The sequence below is a fragment of the Pimelobacter simplex genome (assembly GCF_024662235.1).
Taxonomy (GTDB): Bacteria; Actinomycetota; Actinomycetes; order Propionibacteriales; family Nocardioidaceae; genus Nocardioides.
The window spans coordinates 3280199-3303286 of sequence record NZ_CP096276.1; the positions used below are offsets into that span (position 1 = coordinate 3280199).

Sequence of the window (23088 nt, forward strand, 5' to 3'; positions counted from 1 at the left end):
GTGGAGCATGGACCTGACGTCGGCCTGGTGGTTCTGGGCACTGCTGTCGGCGGCCTTCGCCGCCCTGACCGCGATCTTCGCCAAGGTGGGGGTCAAGGACGTCGACTCCGACGTGGCGACGTTCGTGCGGACCGTGGTCATCCTGGTCACGCTCGGGCTGATCCTGCTCGCGCTCGGCAAGCTGCACACCGGGGGGCTCAGCCAGATCGGGACGCGGACGTGGGTGTTCCTCGTGCTCTCCGGGCTGGCCACCGGGGCTTCGTGGATCTGCTACTTCCGCGCGCTCAAGATCGGGGACGCCGCCCTGGTCGCGCCGGTGGACAAGCTCAGCGTCGTCCTGGTCGCGATCTTCGGGGTCACCCTGCTCGGCGAGCGGCTCTCGGGCCTGCAGTGGGTCGGGGTCGCGCTGGTCGGCGGCGGGGCGGTGCTGCTGGCGGTCAGCGGCTAGGTGTACCCGGCCATCAGGTTGGTAGCAGCCGGCTGATCGGCGGCTTACCTCCGAGTGCGCTGTGGCGGCGTTCAGTGTTGTAGTGCTCGAGCCAGGGCGCAAGGGCGGCTACTCGCTCGTCGTTGCTGGCGAAGGCGCGACGGTAGGCCCACTCGGTGGTCAGGGTCCGGTTGAGGCGCTCCACCTTCCCGTTCTGCCAGGGACAGTGCGGCTTGATGAACCTCTGCTTGATGTCGTGCTCGGCGCATACGGCACGTAGCGACCATCGGTAGGCCCAGGCGTTGTCTGTCATCAGACGCTCGATCCGGGTGATGCCATGGGCTGCGAAGTAGTCGATCGCGCGCTCGAGGAACGCGGCGCAGGTCGGGCCCTTCTCGTCAGGCAGCACCTCGCTGTAGGCCAGGCGGGAGTGGTCGTCGACGAGTGAGTGAACGAAGTCGAACCCGACCTTGGTGTTGCGATCGCGCATGATCGACCCGGCTCCGCGGCCGTGAGCCTTCCAGCCGCCGCCGGCGGGGATCTTGCCGAGCTTCTTGACATCCATGTGGACCAGCTCGCCAGGCCGCTCTCGCTCGTAGCGGGTCGCGGTCTGCTTCGAGGATCGGATCACCTCGCCGGTGATCGGATCCAGCTCGCGAAGGTAGGGCACGTGGTGGCGGCGCAGGATCCGCGACACTGTGCGGGCAGGAACGCCGACCTTCGCTCCGAGGACATCGGGTCCGTCGCGATGCTCGGCACGCGCGGTGAGAACCTTCTGCTCGACCTCGTTGCTGGTCTTGGTGGGCATCGAGTGGGGGCGTGAGGAGCGGGTGGCCAGGCCGTCTTCGCCTTCGGCGGTGTAGCGGTCGATCCAGGTCTTCACGCACTTGCGGGACACGCCCATCGCCGCAGCGATGTGGGCTTGTTTCCAGCCTGCTTGGTGGCGTTGGACGATCAGGCGCCGACCGTGAACGGTCAGCCGGGCACTACCGTGGGACACGAGAACCTCCGGGTTGGAGTGGGCCTTAGACAAGCCACATCCCATTCGGAGGTTCTCGTTCGTTCAACCAGGCTCGCCGCTACCAACGTCCTGGCCGGGTACAGCTAGGGCGTACCTAGGGCGGGTCTAGGCGCCCGCGCGCAGGTCCGGGCAGTCGGGCGGGAGCAGGTCGGTGAGCGGCACCTCGAGCACCTGGCAGAGCGCGAGCAGCACCCGCAGCTGGGGGTTCATCGGGGTGTCCGGGCGCGAGCGCCCCTGCTCGTACTTGTAGTAGGTGTAGCCGGAGATGCCGGCCCGGCGGGCGACCTCCTCCTGGCTCAGGCGCCGGGCCGCGCGGGCCCGCTGGAGGTTGATGCCGAGGGCGCGGGCGTAGGGCCCCCAGACGAGGTCGACGCGAAGATCCGGATCCGCCACGCCTGTCATCATTCCCGGATGACCATGCAGGGACGACCATACTGATGTGGTCTTTCGGGCGCCGGACCGGCCGGCTGTGGACGACCGAGGGGCGGCAAGGGGGTTCTGTCCGTGGTTCGTCGTATGGTCCCGGGACACGATGGCGATGGACGTGGGGGGCGGTGACGATGACGGTACGGCGACCGAGCTGGCTCGAGGAGCCCTGCCCGCGCTGGTGCACGCGTGAGCACCGGGAGGAGGACCATCCCGACGATCGCTACCACCAGAGCGAGGCGGAGCTCGTGCCCGCGGTCGCGGGCAGCGGTGAGGCGGTCCCCCTCACCGCCACGCTCGCGGCGACCACGCTCGGGGTCCGGGTAGGGCGCCACGTCGGCGACGACCTGACCTGGTTGGTGGTCGAGGCGCTGGAGGCGCCGCGGCCCCGGCTGGTGCTGACCACCGAGTCGGCCGGGGCGCTGCACCGGGCGCTCGGGGCCCAGCTCGAGCTGGCGGCGGGGCGCTGAGCCGCCGAGCGGCGGAGCGGCTGAGCGGCTGAGCGGCTGAGCGGCTGAGCGGCTGAGCGGCGGAGCGGCGGAGCGGCGGAGCGGCGGAGCCGGAGACGCCGAACGGGCGGCCCGGCCGCACGAGGTGCGACCAGGTCCGCCCGTTCGGAGCGACGCGGTGGGCGAGGTCAGGTCAGCGCGCGGCCGTGCCCTCGGTGTAGTCGTCGTCGACCTGCTTCCAGGAGAAGTGCGCGCGCAGCGCCTTGCCGGTCGCCTCGATCGAGTGACCCGCCTCCTCCTCGCGGAGCTTGAGGAACTCGGCGCCGCCGTTGTCCTGGTCGGCGATGAACCGCTCGGCGAAGGCGCCGTTCTGGATCTCGGCCAGGATGGTCTGCATCGACTCCTTGACGGCCGGGGTGACCACGCGGGGGCCTGAGACGTAGTCGCCGTACTCGGCGGTGTCGGAGACCGACCAGCGCTGCTTGGCGATGCCGCCCTCCCACATGAGGTCGACGATCAGCTTGAGCTCGTGGAGCACCTCGAAGTAGGCGATCTCGGGCTGGTAGCCCGCCTCGGTGAGGGTCTCGAAGCCGGCCTGGACCAGGTGCGAGACGCCACCGCAGAGGACGGCCTGCTCACCGAACAGGTCGGTCTCGGTCTCCTCGGTGAAGGTGGTCTTGATGACGCCGGCGCGGGTGCCGCCGATCGCCTTCGCGTAGGACTTGGTGAGGTCCCAGGCCTGGCCCGAGGCGTCCTGCTCGACCGCGATGATGTCCGGGATGCCGCGACCCGCGACGTACTCGCGGCGCACGGTGTGGCCCGGGGCCTTCGGGGCGACGAGGACGACGTCCACGCCGGCCGGGGGCTTGATGTAGCCGAAGCGGATGTTGAAGCCGTGGCCGAAGACCAGGGTGTCACCCTCGGTGAGCGCGGGGGCGATCTCGTCGGCGTACAGGTGCCGCTGGAACTGGTCGGGAGCGAGGATGACGATGACGTCGGCCTCCTCCGCGGCCTCGCGCGGGGTGAGGACGCGCAGGCCCTCCTCCTCGGCCTTGGGACGGCTCTTGGAGCCCTCGGGCAGGCCGACGCGGACGTCGACGCCCGAGTCGCGGAGGTTGAGCGCGTGGGCGTGGCCCTGGCTGCCGTAACCGATGACCGCGACGTGCTTGCCCTGGATCAGGGACAGGTCAGCGTCGTCGTCGTAGTAGATCTCAGCCACTGGTGGCTACTCCTTGCTGGTTGGGGTGGTGGGAATTTCAGTCGTTGGCGGCCGGCGGCACCGGGACGGCGACGGGCTTGCTGCGCTCGGAGATCGAGCGCGACCCGCGGCCGATGGCCACCATGCCGGACTGCACGAGCTCGCGGATCCCGAAGGGCTCGAGCACGCGCAGGAAGTCGGCGATCTTGCCGTCGTTGCCGACGATCTGCATGGTCACGGCGTCGGCGGAGACGTCGATGACCTTGGCCTTGAACAGCTGGACGACGTCGAGCACCTCGCCGCGGTTGTCCGCGGTGGCGCCGACCTTGACCAGGACGAGCTCGCGCGCGACCGAGGCGGTCGGGTCGAGCTCGACGATCTTGATGACCTCGACCAGCTTGTTGAGCTGCTTGGTCACCTGCTCGAGGGGCGAGGAGTCCACGTTGACCACGATGGTCATCCGGGAGATCTCGTCGTGCTCGGTCGGGCCGACCGCGAGCGACTCGATGTTGAAGCCGCGGCGGCTGAACAGCGCCGAGATCCGGGCCAGGACGCCGGGCTTGTCCTCGACGAGGACCGACAGGGTGTGCTTGGCCATCACAGATCGTCCTCGTCGAACTGGGGCGCGAGGTCGCGCGCGTACTTGATGTCGTCATTGCTGGTGCCCGCGGCGACCATCGGCCAGACCATGGCGTCACGGTGCACCCGGAAGTCGACCACGACGGGGACGTCGTTGATCTCCATCGCCTTGGCGATGGTGGCGTCGACGTCGGCGGGCGAGTCGCAGGAGAGCCCCACGCAGCCGTAGGCGTCGGCGAGCTTGACGAAGTCCGGGATCCGCTTGGAGTGCAGGTCGGTGTTGGAGTAGCGGCTGTTGTAGAACAGCGTCTGCCACTGCCGGACCATGCCGAGCGACTCGTTGTTGATGACCGCGACCTTGATCGGGATGTTGTTGATCGCGCAGGTGGCGAGCTCCTGGTTGGTCATCTGGAAGCAGCCGTCGCCGTCGACCGACCACACGGTGTGGTCGGGCATGGCGACCTTGGCGCCCATCGCGGCCGGGACCGAGAAGCCCATCGTGCCCAGGCCACCGGAGTTGATCCAGGTGTTGGGCGTCTCGTAGCCGACGAAGTGCGCGGCCCACATCTGGTGCTGGCCGACACCGGCGGTGTAGATCGTGCCGGGACCGGAGATGGCACCGAGGCGCTCGAGGACGTACTGCGGGGCGAGGCCCTCGGCGGGGGCCTCGTAGCCGAGGGGGTACTGCTTCTTGACCCCGGCGCAGAACGCCACCCAGCCCTCGTAGTCGCCGGTCCGGCCAGCCTCCTGCTCGGTGCGCAGCGTGGTGATGAGGTCGACGAGCACCTCGCGCACGTCGCCCACGATCGGGACGTCGGCGTGGCGGTTCTTGCCGATCTCGGCCGGGTCGATGTCGGCGTGGATCACCTTGGCGCCGGGCGCGAACGAGTCGAGGTTGCCGGTGACCCGGTCGTCGAAGCGGGCGCCGAGGCTGATGATGAGGTCACTCTTCTGCAGCGCCGCGACGGCCGCCACGGTGCCGTGCATGCCGGGCATGCCCAGGTGCTGAGGGTGGCTGTCAGGGAAGGCGCCGCGCGCCATCAGCGTGGTCACGACCGGGATGCCGGTGAGCTCGGCGAGGACCGCCAGCTCCTTCGAGGCGCCCGAGCGGATGGTGCCGCCGCCGACGTAGAGGACCGGCTTGCGCGACTCGAGGATGAGCCGGGCGGCCTCGCGGATCTGCTTGGCGTGGGGCCGGGTCACCGGGCGGTAGCCAGGCAGGTTGAGCTCGGTGGGCCATTGGAACGACGTCCCCGACTGGAGCGCGGACTTGGTGACGTCGACCAGGACCGGCCCGGGACGACCGGTCGAGGCGATGTGGAAGGCCTCGGCGATCTTGGTCGGGATCTCCGCAGGGTCGGTGACCAGGAAGCTGTGCTTGGTGATCGGCATCGTGATGCCGCGGATGTCGGCCTCCTGGAAGGCGTCCGTCCCGATCAGCGAGGCGCCGACCTGCCCGGTGATCGCGACCATCGGGAGCGAGTCCATGTGGGCGTCGGCGAGCGGGGTGACCAGGTTGGTCGCCCCCGGTCCGGACGTCGCCATGCAGACGCCGACCTTGCCGGACGCCGCCGCATAGCCCTGGGCGGCGTGGCCGGCGCCCTGCTCGTGGCGGACGAGGATGTGCCGGATGCTGCTGTCCATCAGCGGGTCGTACGCCGGGAGGATGGCGCCGCCGGGGATGCCGAAGATGTCGGTGACCCCGGCCGCCTCCAGCGACCGGACCAGGCTCTGTGCTCCGGTGATGGTCTCGCCCGAGCCCTGCTGCTCACTCATCCGAGTCGTTCCTTGTCTGTGCTGGGGGTGGTCACGTCGTACTCAACAAAAAACCCCTCGGTTGCTGGGCAACGAGGGGTGGACGCGCTGGTGGGTCTGACGAGGGTCAGCCTCAGCCGGCGCGTCCGGAGCGTACGAGAAGCAGGTCATGCATGAGACCACCGTACGCCGTCGTACGTCGTGCCGTCGAAAACGTACCGCGGCGTCCCAGATGGCAAGACGCCGGTCTCAGATTCCAGGCGGCGCGAAAGCCCTAGGACAGGTCGAGGGCCGGGCCGGTGCTGGTCCAGAACCCGCCGACGCCGACGGGGTGTCCGCTCGCGATGCCCAGCGTGGCGCACATCGGCCCGGCGGGGACGTCGACGATGCTCAGCCCGGTCGCTCCCGCCACCGGGGTGAAGCGCTGGGTGGTCTCGTCGAAGGTGCCGTTGACCGATCCGGCGACGGTGAACGAGCACCATCCGGGACGGTCGAGAGCCAGGGTCACGTTCGTCACCCGCGCGGGCCAGAGCTGACCAGTCGCGTCCGGCGCGCCGGTCGCCACCAGGGCCCAGGTACCCGCGGGGGCGAGGGTGGCCGACCCCGTGCACCCGCTCGCGGCGATGCTGGGCAGGGTCGCGGCCGCCGTGCCGTAGGTGCGCGGAGCACCGCTGGCGTCCACGGTGCCGTCGAGGGTGAACGTGGGGCAGGTGGTCAGGTGCTGGTTGGCCGGGAGGTCGTGCAGGCTCACGTTGGTCCCGGTCAGCGCGAGGCTCGTGCCGCTGGCGGTGTACCCCGCCGCGGCCGTCAGCCCGGTGCTCCCGGACGGCGGGCCATTGGTCCAGGATCCTGCGACCTCGAACGTGTCCCCGGGCTGTAGGTCCAGCACCGTGCACCAGACGCCCGTGGGCACGCCCGGCCCGCTCGCCGGGATCGCCAGTCCGGAAGCCCCGGTGTTGGGCGTGAACCGCTGAGTGGCCGTGTTGAATCGGCCGTTGATCGCTCCCTCGATCCGGAACGTACAACTCGGGTAGCTGAACGCAATGGCCACGTTGCTGACGCGCACAGGCCACGAGACGGTGCCTCCTGCGGCGGGAGGGCCGGTGAAGGCCAGGTCCCACGACCCGATGGGTGTGAACGTCACCGCACCCATCGTCGGGTTCGAGCAGCCGCTGATGGTCTGGGTGGTCAGGGTCGCAGCCGGGCTTCCGTAGGCGCGTGGCGCACCGGGGCTGACGACGGTGCCGCCGTAGTTGGCGGTGGAGCAGGTGAACTTCTGATACGCCTCGATCGCGGTGAAGGCGATGCTGGAGCCGATCAGGTTGATCCCCGGCCCACCGATCGGGGTGTAGCCCGTGGCGTGGGCAGCAGGTGCCGGCGCGACGGCCAATGCCAGCGCCACAGCTGACGTTGCCAGCACGCCCATCAGCAGCCTGCGGACACCGCGGGAGATCCTCATGCCAACTCTCCTCGAACCCTCACCCCAGTGCCCGGCGCCGGGCACCTGGAACGAGCCTCCGGCCTCCCCAGCGGGCAGGTCAACGAGTACCGGTGGCGCTCACGTCAATGACGTACGCCCGTCCGGCCCGGAGCGGCGCGGAGCCGCCGGAGGGCGTCCGGGAGGTCCTCGAGCGCCCGGCTGGCCTGGGCCTCGACGTGCGCGACGACGAGCGCCGGCGCCCCGGCCGACCACAGGTACGCGGCGAGCAGCACCGCGTCGCGGTGATCGCCGAGGCGGCCCTGGATCTCCTTGCCGAGGAGCGCGGCGCGGTCGTCGCCGGCGACCTCGGCCACGTGGCGCAGCCGGCGGGCGGCCTTGCGGACCTCGTGGGAGGTCTCGCCGGCGGCCTCGGCGCGGTCGAGCACCCGCCCGACCTCCCGCCGTACGGCGCGGCGCGCGGTCGACCGCGCCGGGCGGGCCGCGCGCTCGCGGTGGAGCGGGGGCCGGGTGGCCCAGCGGTCGAGCAGGGCGTCGAGCGCCGCGGCCTCGTCGGAGTCGTGCCAGGCGACGAGGCGGGCGTGCTCGGTGGTGTGGCCGGCGAGCAGCGGGGCGACGAGGGTGTCGACGAGGTCGTCGCGGCCGAGCTCGGCGAGCACCCGGCGGCAGTCGTCGGCACGGACCTCCAGGTCGCGGCCCTCCCCCAGCAGCGCCCCGTACGCCGCGAGGCGGGTCCGGAGCTCGTCGGCCGGCCCCCGGCGGAAGCACCGCCGGAAGCCGGCCAGCAGGTTGCGCAGCCGGCGCACGGTGGTGCGGAGCTGGTGCACCGCGTCCGGCTCGTCGGCCAGGGCGGGGGCGCGCAGCCGGCGGAGGTCGGCGACGAGGTCGCCGACCGCTTCCGCGAGGAGCTCCGCAGCCGAGGCGTCCGTCACGCCTCCCATCGTCCCACCGTGACGGACGCCGCGGCCGGGTCTCAGCGCAGCTGCGCGATCACCCCGGCGACCTTGCCGCGCCCGGTGGTCCGGCCCCAGTCGCCGTCCAGCGAGCTGATCGGGATCTTGTTCTGGGCCAGCGCGGTGGTGTCGGCGTTGCGCCGGGTCTCGGTGGCCGGAGCGCCCGGGACGAGGCGGTAGGTGCCACCGGTGCGCGGGACCTCGTCGAGGAAGGTGAGCCCGAGGTCGCTGCTGACGCCGACGTCGGTGAGGACTGGGCGGCCGAGCTTCTCCCCGGCGCCGACGAAGGGGTGGTTCACGTTGAGCACCAGGCCGCGGTCGAGGGCCCGGCGCTGGCGCAGGGCGGTGATGAGGCGGACGCCGAAGTCGGCGGTCGCGGCGAACGGCACGTTCGGGATCTGGGCCAGGTCGCGCGGGACCTCGGCGCTGAACGCGATCGCCGGGACACCGTACTCGTGGGCGGTGACGGCGGCGCCGACGGTGCCGGAGTGGTTGAGGGTGGCGCCGATGTTCTGGCCGAAGTTGGTGCCGGACACGACGAGGTCGGGGCCGCCGGACCAGTAGGTGGCGGCGAACCGGCTCAGCGCGACGTTGACGGTGTCGGCGGGCGAGGCGGTCGGCGTACCGGAGGCGCAGGGGGCGGCGGCGATGCAGACCCCGAAGACGGCACCCCCGGTCGAGCCGGTGGCGCAGTCGCCGGCGTACGCCGCGGGCGGGGTGACCGCCTGGACGGTGAACGAGACCGGGTTGAAGCCGGGCGGCGTCATCCGGGCGCCGGCGCCGCTCTGCTGGGACCAGGGCGCGACGACGAGGACGTCGGCGCCGGCCGAGCAGAGCGCCCGGCGCAGCTCGTAGAGACCCTTGCCATCGGTGCCGAAGCCGGCATCGCGGCCCTGGGCGCTGTCGTCGTTGGTCATCAGCACCTTGAGCCCGGCGAGGGGCTTGGCGGGGGCCGTGGCGGCGCGGTCGAGGGCCCGGTCGGGGGCCGGGGCGGGGGCGGCGGACGAGCCGCTGACGGTGGCGGCGACGGCCGCGGCCAGCGCGGTGCCGACCACGGCGAGACGGGCGGCGAGCGGGACAGGACGCATGACTTCTCCTCGGAGGGTGTCGGGATGTCGTGCCGGAGCAGGAACAGGTTCTAGATTCGGAGCCACCGGGAACGGCGTCCAAGACCCGTTCGGCATGGGAGGCGCGATGAACATCCAGCAGCTGCGCTACGTGGTCGCGACCGCCGAGCACGGCAGCATGACCGCGGCCGCCGCCGCGCTGTTCGTCGCGCAGCCGGCGCTGAGCCGCGCGGTGCGCCAGCTGGAGCGCGAGCTGGACCTGACCCTCTTCGCCCGCGACGGGCGCGGCATCGCGCTGACCCCCGCCGGCGAGACCTTCGTACGACGGGCGCGCGCGGTCCTCACCAGCATCGCCACCCTGCGCACCACCGCCGCCGCGACCCCGGCGTCCGCGCCGCTCGTCATCGCCGCCTCACCGACCCTCCAGGCGGCCCTGGCCATCCCGATCCTGGCCGGGCTGCGCGAGCACGGCGTCGCCGTCCACACCCGCCTGCTCGGCGGCAGCGGCTCCCCTGAGGTCGCCGACCTGGTCGCCTCGGGGCGTGCGGACCTCGGGCTGTGCGACAGCGCCGTGACGAGCGACCTGGTCGCCGTACCGATCGGGCGGGCGGAGGTCCGCCTCTACTCCCCCGCCGCCACCGACCTGCCCGACCGGGTCACCCTGGCCGACCTCGGCCGCGTCCCCCTCGTCCTCCCCACCGCCGGCAGCGCCCGCCGCGCCACCCTCGACGCCTTCTTCGCCGGCTGCGGCATCACCCCCGACGTCGCCGTCGAGACCGACGAGCGCCACGCCTGGCTCGCCGCCGTCACCCACGGCATCGCCTCCTGCCTGTGGCACAGCGTCGAGACCCCGCGCGTACCGCTCCCGGGCGTGGTGGCCCGCGGCTTCGACCCGCCGATCCACCGGACGCTGACCGCGCTGCACCGGGCGGACGACGAGACGCCGCTGCCGCGGCACCTGCTGGAGGTGCTGCGGCGGGTGGGCGGGCTGCTGTCGGGCTAGGGCATCCCGTCCGGGGCGGTCGCCACCCCGACTCCACTGACGACGACCCTGCCGCCCGCGCCTGCTCCAGTGCCGCGTCGACCTCCGCAGGGCTAGGGAAGGTTGTGCGCGAAGGCGATCGGCACGACGCCGGGTCCGGTGGTGATCGGGACGTCCAGCTCCGGCACCCAACCGAGGCCGCCGCGGTAGAAGCGGCGGGTCGCGTCGAGGTCGGCGACGGCGAGGGTGAGGAAGCTGATCCGCTGGTCCACAGGCTCAGTCCAGCACGGTGAGTGCGCTCAACGACGTGCGCTGGCTGCCGTCGGGGGCGAAGTTGGCCGGGTCGAGCCACCGCTCGTGCGCCGCCCGTACGGCGGGCCACTCGGTGTCGGTGATCGAGAACCAGTCGGTGTCGCGGTTGCGGCCCTTGGTGACCATGTGGTTGCGGAACCGCCCCTCGTAGCGGAACCCCAGCCGCGCCGCCGCCCGCCGCGAGGGCTCGTTGAGGCTGTCGCACTTCCACTCGAAGCGGCGGTAGCCGAGCTCGTCGAAGGCGTAGCGCAGCAGCAGGTGGATCGCCTCGGTGGCCGCGGGCGTGCGCTGGAGGGTGCGGGCGTAGAGGACGCCGGCCACCTCGACCTGGCCGTGGCCCGGCTCGATCCTCATGTACGACGCGATGCCCTCGGCGCCGCGGCCGGCCGGGACGAGCGCCCAGGTCAGCATCGGCGGGGATGCCTCGACGGCGGCGACGTGGGCCGCGACGAGCGCGCGCATGGCCGCGACGGTCGCGGGGGCGTCCTGGGGGCGGTAGGTCCACAGCGGGGCGTCCTCGGGGGCGCACAGCGCCGCGTGGAGCGCGGGGGCGTGTGCGTCGGCGAGGGGCTCGACGGTGACGTAGCGGCCCGCGAGCCGCACGCCCTGCGGGGCCGGGCGCGGGGTCCAGCCGGGCACGACGGCGCCGACCTGCTGACCGTGGGGGTTGGTCTCGGGCACGCGCCCGTTCTAGCACGCGGCCGGTCACCTGTGACCGGCGTCACCTCCGCTCGTTGAGCAGGACATGCGCCTCCGTCGTACGTCCGTCGTCGCGAGCCTGCTCGCCCTCGCCGCCCCCGCGCTCGCCGTGGCGGTGACGGCCCCCTCGCCGAGCGCCGGGGCGGCGGCGCCGCCGCGCTACCGCGAGTACGTCGCGCTCGGCGACTCGTGGTCGGCCGACGTCGTGTTCTTCGACAAGGACGGGCTGCCGGACCGGACCCACGTGCCGATCGACTGCGCGCAGTCGCACCGCAACTACCCCAAGCTCGTCGCGAAGCAGCTGGGCGTGACGAGGTTCCGCGACGCCACCTGCGGCTCGGCGACCACCGACCACTTCACCCAGCCCCAGAAGCTGCCGCTCGGCGGGGTCAACCGGCCCCAATTCGACCGGCTCACGAGGACGACCGACCTGGTCACCGTCGGCATCGGGGGCAACGACGCCGGCGTCGCGAGCGGCGCGATGTCGTGCATCTCGGCGCTGCCGGTCGGCGTCCCGCTCCCCCGGCTCCCGCTGCCCGACGTGCTGCCCCTGATCGACGTGGGTCAACTGCCGCTGGGCGGCTGCAAGGAGCGGTTCACCCGGGGTGGGGTGGACCGGCTGGCCCAGAACGTCGCCCGCTCCGAGATCAAGGTCGTGCGGGCGCTCCAGGAGATCCACCGGCGCTCGCCGCGGGCACGGGTGCTGCTGGTCAACTACCTCGACGCGATCCCGGCCAAGGGGTGCTGGCCGATCGTGCCGATCACGAATCCCGACATGGCCTACCTGCACGGCGTCTTCGTCAAGCTCAACGCGATGCTCGCCCGGGCCGCGCGCCGCGGCGGCGCCGAGCTCGTCGACACCCACCCGCTGAGCCGGGGGCACGGCGTGTGCACCGGCCCCCGGACCCGGTACGTCGAGGGGCTCGGCGTGGTCTCCGTCAACGACCTCGCGGTCGCCGTACCGGCGCACCCGAACGCCGCCGGGGCGCGGGCGCAGGCGGCGTCGGTGCTGCGGGTGATGCGCAGCCGCTAAGAAGCGTCCCAAGCGGCGCGCAGGGCCGCATCGTCCTCGGACGAGACCGGGTCGGCCACGTCGCGCACGAACACGGCGCTCAGCCGGCCCCGGCCGTCCTGGGCGCGCAGCCGCTCGCGCAGCGCCTGCCAGGCCCACAGGTTCGGGTGGTCGACCTCGGTGCAGGCCTCGGCCGGCGAGAGCGCGGTGATCGCCTCGTCGAGCTGCTGGGGCGTCACGTCGAGGGTGGCGGTGGTGCCGTCGTGCTTGAGCACCGTCGCCAGGACGACGGCCGGCAGGCCGTGCATGCCGCCGGGGGCGTTGACGTAGCCGGGCTCGCCGTCGAGCGCGAGGCCGTAGCCGACCGGCTGCTGCCAGCCCTCGATCTGCTCGCCCAGGCGCACCCGGATCCGGCCCAGGCCGGCCAGGGTGGTCCACTCGTCGAGCGGGTCGAAGTCGAAGGCGGGCAGGCCGTCGATGCTCGTGCGGTTCTTGCGACGTCGGTAGTCCGCGGAGCCCTCGACGCCCTTGCGGCCGAAGTAGCGCGGCAGCAGGTCGCGCTCACCGACGTAGTCCATCAGCGGGACGCCGTAGCCGCAGGCGTCGGAGATCCGCTCTATGTCGACGACGATCACCGCCCGCGCCCCCGGTACGTCGTCGAAGCGCCCGGCGAGCTCGGCGTAGGCCTCGTCGTAGCGGGTCACCACGCGGCCGCGGCCGTGGAAGCGGACGATGTTGGGGGCGCCGTCGAAGGCGCAGAACATCACCACGATGCGGCCGTTCTCGCGTACGTGGGCGATGGTCTCGCTGCCGCTGCCCGAGGTGTCGACCCAGGCGAAGGTCCGCTCGTCGAGCAGCCCGAACGTGCCCGGGATGCCGCGCGGCGAGACGTTGACGTGACCCTCGCCGGACAGCGGCGCGGTGCCGACGAAGAACACCTGCTGGCGCTCGACGAACGCGCGCAGGCGCCCGTCGACGCGTGCGTGGACCTTGCCCATCCGCCCGGCCTCCCGATCAGTCCGGGACGCGGCGGTAGGCGCCGTCGGAGGCCGCGGTGGCCATCGACGCGTAGGCCCGCAGGGCCGCCGAGACCGGGCGCTCCCGGTCGAGCGGGGTGTAGGGCTTGTCGCGCTTCTCCTGGAGGATCTTGCGCTCGAACAGCGTGTGGTCGTCGACGTCGAGGTGGATCGTGCGGTTCGGGATGTCGATCGAGATCGGGTCGCCGTCCTCGATGAGCGCGATCAGCCCGCCGCCGGCCGCCTCGGGCGAGACGTGCCCGATGGACAGCCCGCTCGTGCCGCCGGAGAAGCGGCCGTCGGTGATCAGCGCGCACTTCGCGCCCAGGCCACGGCCCTTGAGGAAGGCGGTCGGGTAGAGCATCTCCTGCATGCCCGGCCCGCCCTTGGGACCCTCGTAGCGGATCACCACGACGTGGCCGGCCTCGACCTTCTTGCCGAGGATGCCCTCGACCGCGGCGTCCTGGGACTCGAAGACGATCGCCGTCCCGTGGAAGACCAGCGCCTCCTCGGCGACGCCGGCGGTCTTGACCACGCAGCCGTCGACGGCGATGTTGCCGGTCAGGATCGCCAGGCCGCCGTCGGCGCTGTAGGCGTGCTCGAAGTCGCGGATGCAGCCCTCGGCGGCGTCGGTGTCGAGCTCGCCCCAGCGGTTCTCGGTCGAGAACGGCTCGGTCGTGCGGACACCGCCCGGCGCGGCCTGGAACAACTCGAGCGCCTCGGCCGACGGGTTCTCGCCCCGGATGTCCCAGGCGCCGAGCCACGAGTCGAGGTCGGCGGAGTGGACCGAGTGGACGTTCTCGTGGAGCGCGCCGCCGCGGCGCAGCTCACCGAGCAGGGCGGGGATGCCGCCGGCCCGGTGGACATCCTCCATGTGGAACTTCGGCGAGTTGGGGGCCACCTTGGACAGGCACGGCACCCGGCGCGAGATCGCGTCGATGTGGTGCACGTCGAAGTCGAGCTCGGCCTCGCGGGCGGCGGCCAGCAGGTGCAGCACGGTGTTGGTCGAGCCGCCCATCGCGACGTCGAGCGCGACCGCGTTCTCGAACGCCTCGCGGCTGGCGATGTTGCGCGGCAGCACCGACTCGTCGTCGTTCTCGTAGTAGGCGCGGCACAGGTCCATGACGACCCGGCCGGCCTCCTCGAACAGCGCGCGGCGCTTGGCGTGCGTGGCCAGCGTCGAGCCGTTGCCGGGCAGGGACAGGCCGATCGCTTCGGTGAGGCAGTTCATCGAGTTGGCGGTGAACATGCCCGAGCACGAGCCGCAGGTCGGGCACGCGGAGCGCTCGATGGTGTCGAGCTGCTCGTCGGTGACCGCGTCGTTGGCCGAGGCCGACATCGCGTCGACCAGGTCGAGCTTGCTGTGCACGATGCCCTCGATCGCCGTCGTCTTGCCGGCCTCCATCGGGCCACCGGAGACGAACACGACCGGGATGTTGAGCCGCAGCGCGGCCAGCAGCATGCCGGGGGTGATCTTGTCGCAGTTGGAGATGCACACGATGGCGTCGGCGCAGTGGGCCTGGACCATGTACTCCACGGCGTCCGCGATCAGCTCGCGACTGGGCAGCGAGTAGAGCATGCCGCCGTGGCCCATCGCGATGCCGTCGTCGACCGCGATCGTGTTGAACTCCTTGGCGACGCCGCCGGACGCTACGACCGACTCCGCGACGATCTTGCCGAGGTCACGAAGGTGGACGTGACCGGGAACGAACTCGGTGAACGAGTTGGCGATGGCGATGATCGGCTTGCCGAAGTCCGAGTCGGTCATGCCGGTGGCGCGCCAGAGGGCACGCGCGCCGGCCATGTTGCGGCCCGAGGTGGACGTCGCTGAGCGGAGGGTGGGCATGGTCCAAGGCTACGCCTGTGGTGGCGCGGACAGTTTCGCCGGTCGACCGGTGAAACTCACACTGGACCGACGGAACTTCGTCGGTCAGGTGTGAGTTTCGCCGGTCGACCGGCGAAACTCCCGTCACTCCTCAGCCGCCGCCTTGAGCGAGGCGAGCCCCCTCCGGAAGTCCTTGGCGATCGCCTTGTCGAAGAACAGCCGCCCCAGGACGGCGAACAGCAGGTTCCGCTCACCGCTCATCGTCCACGCCACCCGGGTGCCGTCGCCGGCGGGGGTGAGGTCGAAGGTCACCACGTTCTGCGCCTTGAACGGCTTGAGGAACTCGAGGTCGACGACGACCTGCTGGGGCGTGATCGAGGTGAACGTCATCCGGCCCTCGCCGGCCTTCTTGTTCCCCTCCCAGGCGTACGACGCCCCGACGCCCGCGCCGTCGTACGTGCGGCGCAGGTCGGGGTCGAGGCCCTCCCAGGGGGACCACTTGATCCACTCGTGGAAGTCGTCGACGAGCGCGTGGACGGTCGCGGCCGGCGCGGCGATCATCGTCTCGTGGGTCTGCGCGAAAGCGGGCATGACGGCAGCCTAGGACCGCCAGGCGCTACGCAACACCGACCTTGACCGACATGACGTCAGGCAGGTCGGCCGCGATCTGGCGCCAGGTCTCGCCGTCGTCCGCGGAGGCCCAGACCGAGCCGTTGCGGGCGCCGAGGTAGAGCCCGGCCGGGTCGTGGCTGTCGGCGCACATCGCGTCGCGCATCACCCCGACGTAGAAGGCGTCGGGCAGGCCGGTGCCGTAGGCGGTCCAGGTCTCTCCGGCGTCGTCGGAGCGCCAGACCCGGGGCTGCGCCTCGGGCGGGTAGCGGCGGTCGCCGCCGCCGAGCGGGAAGACCCACACGGTGTCGGGCCGGTGGGGGTGCACGACGATCGGGAAGCCGAAGTCGCTGGGCAGGCTGTCGCCGATCGAGGTCCACGAGCCGCCCTCGTCGTCGGAGCGGTAGACGCCGCCGTGGTTCTGGGCGTAGAGCCGCTCGGGGCGGGAGGGGTGCCGGGTGACCTTGTGCACGCACTGGCCGAACTCCGGGTAGCGCTGGTCCTCGGGCAGGAAGTCCGCACGGATGCCGTGGTTGCGCGGCGCCCAGGACTGCCCGCCGTCGCGCGTCTGGTAGACGCCACCGGTCGAGAGCGCCGCGGTGAGCGAGCGTCCGTCGGTGGGGTGCGGGAGCACGGTGTGGAAGGCCTGGCCGCCGAAGCCGGCGTCCCACTCGGGGCGGTGCGGGTGGTTCCAGAGGCCCTCCTCGAGCCGGAACGACGCGCCGCCGTCGGTCGAGGTGAAGACCGCGCCCGGCTCGGTGCCGGCGTGCAGCACGCCCTCGCCGACCCCCGGCACGAGCTGCCAGATCCGCTCCACGGTCGCCCCGGCGCCCTCGGGGAAGCGGATCGCGCCGTTGGGGGTCTCCTGCCAGGTCGCGCCGAGGTCGTCGGACCAGCGCAGCTGCGGCCCGAGCCAGCTCGACGAGGCGCCCGCGAACAGCCGGGGCGTGGCGCCGCGGGTGTCGACGAGGCAGGAGTAGACCTCCTCCATGTCGTGGTGCGGCCCGGTGAACGTCCAGTCGACCCGGTCGGCCGACGTACCTACCCACAGGCCCTTGCGGGTGCCCACCATCAGGATCGTGGTCATGGTTCCTCCTCGTCCGGGGTGCCTTGTCCACTGTGACCCCGGGGGCGGGCAAAAGTCATCGCCCGGACGTTGAATCCGTGGCGACCACGGATGTACGCCGGCCGCGCCTCCCCCACGCTGGCGCCATGACGACGCTGCTGGTCACCCTGGTGCTGGTCCCCGACCGCAGCGACGAGGTGCTGGGCCGGCTGCGCGGCGAGGTCGCGCCGTGGCTGCGCCGGCTGCCGGGGTTCGTCACCAGCCGCTGGCTGCTGAGCCCGGAGCACGACCGCTGCACGGTGGTGCTCGACCTCGACGGCACCGACGCCGTCCCCGAGCTCGAGGCGGCGCTGCGGCCCGGCACCCGCGACCGGGCCCGCTCGTGGTGGTGCGAGCGGCTGGAGCCGGTCGCGGACCTGGGTCTGGCCGTCCGGCCGAGCGTCACGCCGTAGGGGGCACCAGGTGCGCGGCCAGCTCGCCGCGCTCGGCGGCGCCGGTGCGCTGGAGGAGCCGGGCGACGTGGGTCTCGACGGTGCGCACGGAGAGGTAGAGCCGGTCGGCGATCTGCTTGTTCTGCAGCCCCTCGGCGACCAGCACGAGGACGTCGCGCTCGCGGGCGGTGACGCCGAGCCGCTGCAGGTGGGGCGGGAGCCGCTCCGCACCGGCGGACTTGCGCGGCACCGCGAAGCCGGCCTCGCGCATCGCCACCCGGCAGGCCGACGCCGCCTCGGTCAGGCCGTAGCCGACCAGGCCGTCGAGCACGTGGCGGAACCACGCCTCCGGCGTCCCCCAACCGTCGCGGGCGGCGGCCACGGCGACGAGGAACCGGGCGTGGAGCTCGGGCCAGGGCTCGCGGCCGGGCAGTCCCCACTCGGCGTCGGCGAAGACCCGCTCCGCCTCGGCCGCGTCCCCGGACCGGCCGAGCGCGATCGCGTCGGCGTACCGGAGCGCGAACCAGTTGTGCGGGCTGTTGGCCTGTGGGCCGGTGCGGACCTCCTCGCGGGCGGCGGCACCGTCACCGGTGAGGGCGGTCTCCAGCAGCGCCCAGAACCCGCGCAGCGAGAACGGCATGCTCGGCGAGCGCCGGTGGTGGGTCATCGCGAGGCCGAGCTCGGCCCGCGCCTCGTCGTACCGGGCATGGGCGAGGGCGACGAACGAGCGGATGTGGCCCGGGACGCCGACCGCGCGCACCCCCTCGTCCATCGGCAGACCGAGCGCCACGGCGACGTCGGCCTCCATCGCGTCGGTGCGCGCGGCCAGGCCGTGCGTCGCCGCCCGCAGCAGGTACGCCGTGGCGAGGTCCGGCAGCCGCAGCCGGGTCATCATCGTGATCGCGTTGTCGACCGCCGCCATCGCCTCGTCGAGGTCGAGGTAGCGGATCCGGACCAGGTTGAGCTCGATCTCGATCCGGGCCGCGGTCCCGATCGCACCCGCGTCGAGCGCGGCCCGCCGGGCCGCCACGAGCCGGTCCTCGACCGGCCGGCGCGCGGCGAGGTCGAGCGAGCCGAGCGCCGCGAGCAGGCGGCAGCGCCACAGCGCCAGGTCGTGGGCGTCGGCGAGCCGGAAGCCCGCCTCGAAGGCGTCCTCGGCGGCGACGTAGTCGCGGGCCCGGGCCGCCCGGCCGAGCACCTCCCACGCCTCGCAGGCGATCTCGGGGCGGTCCTCCCCCACCGCGGCGAGCGCGGCCGCGGCCCGCTCGGCGGCCGCGACGTCGTCCTCGCGACCCAGGGCGAGCCGCGCGGCGAGGACCTCCTCCGCGGCCGGGTCGTGGCCCGCGGCCGCGGCGAGCATCGCCTCGGCCTCGTCCCAGCGTCCCCCGGCCAGCAGCGCCCGCGCCAGTCGCAGCCGTACGGCGGCCAGCCGGCCCGGCGCACCGGCGAGCTCCGCGGTCAGCACCTCGCCGGCCGCCAGCGCCTGCGGGACGTCACCGGCGAGCGCGTGCACCTCGACCTCGGCCTCGCGGACCTCGGTCTCCAGCGGGCTGCCGGGCTCGCACCGGGCCAGCGCCCGGCCCAGCGCCTCGCCGGCGCTGACCAGCGCCCCGCGGCCGATCGCGTCCCGGGCGGTGGCCAGCCACAGCGCGACCGCGCGCTCGTCGTCACCGGCCGCCTCGTACAGCTCGGCGAGGCGCAGGTGGTCCTCGGCGCCCTCGGCCCCCTCGGCCAGCGCCGCGGCCAGCAGCCCCGCGAGGCGGGCGCGCTCGGGTGCGAGGAGTCCGGTCAGCACGGCCTCGCGGGTGAGCGCGTGCCGGAAGGCGAACCGCTCCGCCGTCACCGGTACGACGAGCCGCTGGCCCCGCAGCTCGTGCAGCGCCGCCGCCACCTCGGTCCCGGACAGGTCCAGCGCCGCGGCGAGCAGCCGCCAGTCGAGCTCGGGCCCCAGCATCGCGGCAGCCGTGGCGACCTGGCGGGCGTGCTCGCCGACCTCGGCCAACCGGCCCTCGACCGAGCGCACGAACGGGCGCGGCACGAGCACCGGCAGCGGCCCGGCCAGCGTCCAGGCACCGTCGCCGGGAGCCTGCGCGAGCACCCCGGCGTCGTGCAGGTCGGCGAGCATCTCCTCGACCAGCAGCGGGTAGCCGGCGCTGTAGCGCTGCAACCAGGCGACCACCTCGGCCGGCGGCGCGCTCCCGAGGCACGCGATCGCGACCGCGGCGACGTCCTCGTCGGCCAGCGGGGCGACCTCGACGAGCTCTGCCGAGCGGCGCCACTCCAGCGCGGTGACGAGCTCGTTGGCCGCCGGCGACTCGTGCAGCCGGCAGGTGGTGACGACGGCCAGCGGGACCTCCCGGGCGTTGTCGCCGAGGTACTCCACCAGCGCCAGCGTCTCGGGGTCGGCCCAGTGCAGGTCCTCGATCACCAGCAGCATCCCGGGCGCCTCGACCGCCCGGGCGAGCCGGAGCAGGCCCTCGCCGAGCAGCATCACCGAGGACGCGCCGTCGGGGGCGACCGCGCCGAGCTGGGGGGCCAGCCGGGCCAGCGTGGGCAGGTAGGGCGCCAGCAGCCGGTCGTCGGGCACCTCGTGGGTGCGCAGCCACGCGAGCAGGGCCTCGCCGAGCGGGCGCAGCGGGGTCGGCGTACCGGAGGGGACGGCGCGGCCCGAGAGCACCTCCAGCCCGGCGTCCGCGGCCTCGGCGGCGAGCGCTCCGGCCAGCCGCGACTTGCCCACCCCGGGATCGCCGCGCAGCACCCAGAGCCCGCCGTGCCCCGCGCGCAGCCCGTCGAGGGCGGTGTGCAGGCGCGCGCGCTCGGCAGTGCGGGACACGAGCCGGGGGGAACGCACCTCGGCATCGTAGATCTCTTGGTTCCGTGCCGCCGGGCGTTGGCTCGGTGGTGTGCGCGGATGTCAGGCACCCCCGCTCCCGGCGAGCGTGGTGCCACCCCAAGGAACCACGAAAGGCACCACGATGCGCACCCAGCTTCTCGGACTGACCGCCGCGGCTCTCGCCGCCGGCACCCTGACCGCCGGCCTGGCCGGCGCCCCCGCCACGGCGGCCGGCGGGATCGACAGCGGCAACATCAGCACCAGCGGCGACGTCCCGGAGTCGGTCGACGTCGTCAGCACCGGCCCCGGCGACGCCGTCGCGGCCTGGGTGCGCCCGGTGCCCGGCGGCGACAAGGTCTATGCCGCGATCGCGACCAACGGCGTCTGGTCCTCCCCCAAGGCGGTCACCGCGACCGCGGTCACCGACGGCAACGACGTCCACGTCGCGGCCAACGACAAGGGCGACATCGCCGTGGTCTGGAGCGAGACGATCCTCGGTGACGAGCGGGTCCGCGGCACGCGCTACCTCGGCAACGGCACCTGGGACGGCTCGACGCCGCTCAACGTGCAGACCGACAGCGTCCAGGCCACCGACGTCGCCATGGACGCCGCCGGCCGGCTGCACGTCGCCACCGCGACCAGCACCCAGGGCGTCGACCGGGTGCAGACCGCGCTGTGGCCCCGGGGCGGCGGTCCGCTGTTCGCCACGATCGACGACCACGCGTTCGCGCCGTCGCTCGCCGTGAACCCGGCCGGCACCGCGCTGCTGTCGTACTACAGCTCGAACAACGGCGGCGACGTCATGGTCACCCGCCGCACCCCGACCACCTCGTGGTCCACCTCGGTCGCCGTCGCCTGGAGCGGCTCGGTGCAGCAGGAGAGCGAGGTGGGCATCGCCGACGACGGCCGGGGCGCGGTCGCCTTCGCGGGCCAGGACGACGGCGTCTACCGGGCCTCGGTGGCCAAGGTCGGCGGCACCGGGCTGCCCGGCGCCCCGAGCATCCTCTCCGGCCCCGGCGCCTCCGCCGCCCAGCGCAGCCTCGCAGTGAGCCCGAACGGCACGATCTGGGCGACCTGGTCGGACTTCGACGGCAACGACTACCTGCTGCGCGGCGCGCTCGCCAAGCCCGACGCCGGGTTCGGCCCGGCCGGCATCGTCGACCCCGACACCGCCAGCCAGGCGCGCCACGTCGCGCTGGTCTCCGACCGCGGCGCCCAGGTCGTCGCGCACAACGGCGACGACGACCTCGTGCTGCGCTACCGGACCAACCCGATCCACCTCTTCAGCGGCTACCCGGGCGGCGCGGCCGACGGCCCGATCGCGGCGGACATGGACCGCGAGGGCAACGTGGTCACCGTCGGCGTCGTCGAGAACGGGCTATCGTCCTTCGTGCAGGCCGACTTCCTCGACCTGGCCGGACCGAGCGGCACCGTCACCGCCCCCGGGCCGCAGGTCCTGGCCCCGTCGTTCGGCGTGACCTGGTCCGCGACCGACGCGCTGGCCGGGGTCAAGACCACCGACCTCCTGGTCCGCTCGGCCGCCTGGAACGCCCAGGCGCTCGGCACCGCGCAGGTCGGCGGCAACGACCTGACCGGATCGGCGACGCAGTTCTCCGGCACCCGCGGGTCGACGTACTGCTTCGCGGTGCAGTCGGTCGACAAGCTCGCCAACCTCGGCCTGCGCTCCGCCGAGCGGTGCACGAGCGTCCCGCTCGACGACCGGGCCCTGGCCGGCCACGGCTGGAGCCGGGCGGCCAAGGCCGGTCACTACGACGGCACGCTCTCGGTCACCAAGAAGCGCGGCCGGGTGCTCAAGCTCAAGGGCGTCCAGGCCCGGCGCCTCGCCCTCGTCGCCGGCCGGTCGGCCAAGGGCGGCAAGGTCGCGGTGATCTGGAACGGCAAGGTCGTGCGCCGGATCAGCCTCAAGGGCAAGGGCGCCAAGGTCGTCCTCCCGATCGCCACCTTCGGCAGCGTCCAGGGCGGCACCCTCAAGATCAAGGTGGTCAGCAAGACCGGCCGCAAGGTGATGATCGACGGCGTGGTCGTCGCCAAGTAGCACTCCACCCCGGGCCGCCCCTTACCGTGAGCCCGTGCAGACCGACCGCCCCACCCACGGCCCGCCGCTGGGTGTGGCGGTCGGTCTCGTCATCCTCGGCATCTGCTCGGTCCAGCTCGGCGCCGGCTTCGCCAAGCGCCTGTTCACCGACATCGAGCCCAACGGCGTCGTCTGGCTCCGCCTCGCCACCAGCGCCGTCGTCCTGCTGCTGTGGGCCCGGCCCCGCCTGCGCGGACGCAGCCGCACCGACTGGATCATCGCCGCCCGCTACGGCCTGTGCCTGGGCGCCATGAACTGGGGCATCTACCAGTCGTTCTCCCGCATCCCCATCGGCGTCGCGGTCACCATCGAGTTCATCGGCCCGCTCCTGCTCGCCGCGATCGGGTTCCGCCGGCCGCGCGACCTCGGCTGGGTCGCCCTGGCCGCCCTCGGCGTGCTCCTGCTCGGCTTCGAGCGCGGCCACCTCGACCCCCTCGGCGTCGCGTACGCCGTCCTGGCCGGAGCCGCCTGGGCCGGCTACATCCTCTCCAGCGCCGCCACCGGACGCCGCTGGGAAGGCATCGACGGCCTCGCCATCGCCAGCCTCGTCGCCGTCGTCGCGCTCTCCCCCCTCCTGCTCACCGTCGACGACGCCGCCCTGGGCGACCAGCGCATCCTCCTGCTGGGCGCCGCCGTCGGCCTGCTCAGCTCGGTCATCCCCTACAGCGCCGAGCTCGCCGCCCTGCGCACCCTGCCCCCGGCCACCTTCGGCATCTTGATGAGCATGGAGCCGGCCGCCGCCGCCCTGGCCGGCCTCGCGGTCGTCGGGGAGTCCCTCGCCCCCGTCCAGTGGGCCGCCATCGCCTGCGTCGTCGTGGCCAGCGTCGGCGCCACCCGGGCGACCCGCCGGATGGTCCATCCGGACGCCGCAGCGGGGTGAGTACGCCGGTCCGGC

22 protein-coding genes are annotated in these 23088 nt (G+C 73.2%); 7 read left to right on the plus strand and 15 right to left on the minus strand.

The genetic code is table 11. From position 1 onward, the window contains the following. The first annotated feature begins 7 nt into the window (after nucleotides 1–7). Nucleotides 8–448, plus strand: coding sequence for an EamA family transporter (locus M0M48_RS16120; protein ID WP_252373959.1), 441 nt, complete (start codon nucleotides 8–10; stop codon nucleotides 446–448). Between the two features lie 13 nt (nucleotides 449–461). Here M0M48_RS16120 and M0M48_RS16125 read toward each other — a convergent pair whose 3' ends face one another. Continuing rightward, nucleotides 462–1427 carry an IS481 family transposase gene (locus tag M0M48_RS16125; protein ID WP_257750317.1) on the minus strand — a complete coding sequence of 322 codons (966 nt, stop codon included), beginning with the start codon at nucleotides 1425–1427 and terminating at the stop codon, nucleotides 462–464. A 126-nt stretch (nucleotides 1428–1553) separates the two neighbouring features. Continuing rightward, nucleotides 1554–1841: a helix-turn-helix domain-containing protein gene (locus tag M0M48_RS16130; RefSeq protein WP_257751914.1), complete on the minus strand. Its 288-nt coding sequence runs from the start codon at nucleotides 1839–1841 to the stop codon at nucleotides 1554–1556. A gap of 167 nt (nucleotides 1842–2008) precedes the next feature. Here M0M48_RS16130 and M0M48_RS16135 point away from each other — a divergent pair, with 167 nt between their 5' ends. Continuing rightward, entirely contained in the window at nucleotides 2009–2344 is a 336-nt protein-coding gene (locus tag M0M48_RS16135) for a DUF6907 domain-containing protein (protein ID WP_257751915.1), read from the plus strand. A 172-nt stretch (nucleotides 2345–2516) separates the two neighbouring features. Here M0M48_RS16135 and ilvC read toward each other — a convergent pair whose 3' ends face one another. From ilvC to surE, 6 genes are all read right to left on the minus strand, one after another. Continuing rightward, the gene (gene ilvC, locus M0M48_RS16140) at nucleotides 2517–3542 is read right to left on the minus strand and encodes a ketol-acid reductoisomerase (protein ID WP_215817340.1); all 1026 of its coding nucleotides are present in this window, start codon (nucleotides 3540–3542) and stop codon (nucleotides 2517–2519) included. A 37-nt stretch (nucleotides 3543–3579) separates the two neighbouring features. Beyond that, the gene (ilvN, locus tag M0M48_RS16145) at nucleotides 3580–4119 is read right to left on the minus strand and encodes an acetolactate synthase small subunit (RefSeq protein ID WP_215817341.1); all 540 of its coding nucleotides are present in this window, start codon (nucleotides 4117–4119) and stop codon (nucleotides 3580–3582) included. Continuing rightward, the gene (locus M0M48_RS16150) at nucleotides 4119–5876 is read right to left on the minus strand and encodes an acetolactate synthase large subunit (RefSeq protein ID WP_215817342.1); all 1758 of its coding nucleotides are present in this window, start codon (nucleotides 5874–5876) and stop codon (nucleotides 4119–4121) included. The genes ilvN and M0M48_RS16150 overlap by 1 nt, the downstream gene beginning before the upstream one ends. A 253-nt stretch (nucleotides 5877–6129) precedes the next feature. Beyond that, on the minus strand, nucleotides 6130–7314 hold the full coding sequence (locus M0M48_RS16155; protein WP_257751916.1) for a hypothetical protein: 1185 nt from the start codon (nucleotides 7312–7314) through the stop codon (nucleotides 6130–6132). Nucleotides 7315–7418: 104 nt separating this feature from the next. Then, on the minus strand, nucleotides 7419–8234 hold the full coding sequence (locus M0M48_RS16160) for a CHAD domain-containing protein (protein WP_257751917.1): 816 nt from the start codon (nucleotides 8232–8234) through the stop codon (nucleotides 7419–7421). 32 nt (nucleotides 8235–8266) lie between these two features. Beyond that, the gene (gene surE, locus M0M48_RS16165; protein WP_257751918.1) at nucleotides 8267–9334 is read right to left on the minus strand and encodes a 5'/3'-nucleotidase SurE; all 1068 of its coding nucleotides are present in this window, start codon (nucleotides 9332–9334) and stop codon (nucleotides 8267–8269) included. A 106-nt stretch (nucleotides 9335–9440) separates the two neighbouring features. Between surE and M0M48_RS16170 the strand changes: the two genes are divergently transcribed. After that, nucleotides 9441–10316 carry a LysR family transcriptional regulator gene (locus M0M48_RS16170; RefSeq protein WP_257751919.1) on the plus strand — a complete coding sequence of 292 codons (876 nt, stop codon included), beginning with the start codon at nucleotides 9441–9443 and terminating at the stop codon, nucleotides 10314–10316. Nucleotides 10317–10408: 92 nt separating this feature from the next. On the opposite strand, the gene M0M48_RS16175 is transcribed toward M0M48_RS16170, so the two are convergent. Both M0M48_RS16175 and M0M48_RS16180 read right to left on the minus strand, forming a co-directional pair. Next, nucleotides 10409–10567 (minus strand): hypothetical protein, encoded by a 159-nt coding sequence (locus M0M48_RS16175; RefSeq protein WP_257751920.1) that lies wholly within the window; start codon nucleotides 10565–10567, stop codon nucleotides 10409–10411. Nucleotides 10568–10571: 4 nt separating this feature from the next. Further along, nucleotides 10572–11288 carry a GNAT family N-acetyltransferase gene (locus M0M48_RS16180; protein WP_257751921.1) on the minus strand — a complete coding sequence of 239 codons (717 nt, stop codon included), beginning with the start codon at nucleotides 11286–11288 and terminating at the stop codon, nucleotides 10572–10574. Between the two features lie 64 nt (nucleotides 11289–11352). Between M0M48_RS16180 and M0M48_RS16185 the strand changes: the two genes are divergently transcribed. Then, complete coding sequence (locus tag M0M48_RS16185; RefSeq protein WP_257751922.1) at nucleotides 11353–12339, plus strand: SGNH/GDSL hydrolase family protein; 987 nt, start codon at nucleotides 11353–11355, stop codon at nucleotides 12337–12339. Here M0M48_RS16185 and M0M48_RS16190 read toward each other — a convergent pair. From M0M48_RS16190 to M0M48_RS16205, 4 genes are all read right to left on the minus strand, one after another. Then, the gene (locus M0M48_RS16190) at nucleotides 12336–13316 is read right to left on the minus strand and encodes a pyridoxamine 5'-phosphate oxidase family protein (RefSeq protein ID WP_257751923.1); all 981 of its coding nucleotides are present in this window, start codon (nucleotides 13314–13316) and stop codon (nucleotides 12336–12338) included. The two genes, M0M48_RS16185 and M0M48_RS16190, sit on opposite strands and share 4 nt — an antisense overlap. A gap of 16 nt (nucleotides 13317–13332) precedes the next feature. Next, nucleotides 13333–15180, minus strand: a complete 1848-nt coding sequence (gene ilvD, locus M0M48_RS16195; protein WP_215817349.1) for a dihydroxy-acid dehydratase — start codon at nucleotides 15178–15180, stop codon at nucleotides 13333–13335. Between the two features lie 123 nt (nucleotides 15181–15303). Beyond that, on the minus strand, nucleotides 15304–15750 hold the full coding sequence (locus tag M0M48_RS16200; RefSeq protein ID WP_257751924.1) for an SRPBCC family protein: 447 nt from the start codon (nucleotides 15748–15750) through the stop codon (nucleotides 15304–15306). Between the two features lie 25 nt (nucleotides 15751–15775). Continuing rightward, entirely contained in the window at nucleotides 15776–16855 is a 1080-nt protein-coding gene (locus M0M48_RS16205) for a WD40/YVTN/BNR-like repeat-containing protein (RefSeq protein WP_215817351.1), read from the minus strand. Nucleotides 16856–16980: 125 nt separating this feature from the next. On the opposite strand from M0M48_RS16205, the gene M0M48_RS16210 reads away from it, so the two are divergent. Beyond that, nucleotides 16981–17286 carry a hypothetical protein gene (locus M0M48_RS16210; RefSeq protein ID WP_215817352.1) on the plus strand — a complete coding sequence of 102 codons (306 nt, stop codon included), beginning with the start codon at nucleotides 16981–16983 and terminating at the stop codon, nucleotides 17284–17286. Here the strand turns inward: M0M48_RS16210 and M0M48_RS16215 are convergent. Continuing rightward, entirely contained in the window at nucleotides 17276–20116 is a 2841-nt protein-coding gene (locus M0M48_RS16215; protein ID WP_257751925.1) for an ATP-binding protein, read from the minus strand. The two genes, M0M48_RS16210 and M0M48_RS16215, sit on opposite strands and share 11 nt — an antisense overlap. A gap of 124 nt (nucleotides 20117–20240) precedes the next feature. Between M0M48_RS16215 and M0M48_RS16220 the strand changes: the two genes are divergently transcribed. Further along, nucleotides 20241–22154 carry a hypothetical protein gene (locus M0M48_RS16220; RefSeq protein WP_257751926.1) on the plus strand — a complete coding sequence of 638 codons (1914 nt, stop codon included), beginning with the start codon at nucleotides 20241–20243 and terminating at the stop codon, nucleotides 22152–22154. Nucleotides 22155–22188: 34 nt separating this feature from the next. Next, complete coding sequence (locus M0M48_RS16225; RefSeq protein ID WP_257751927.1) at nucleotides 22189–23073, plus strand: EamA family transporter; 885 nt, start codon at nucleotides 22189–22191, stop codon at nucleotides 23071–23073. Nucleotides 23074–23088 lie beyond the last annotated feature (15 nt).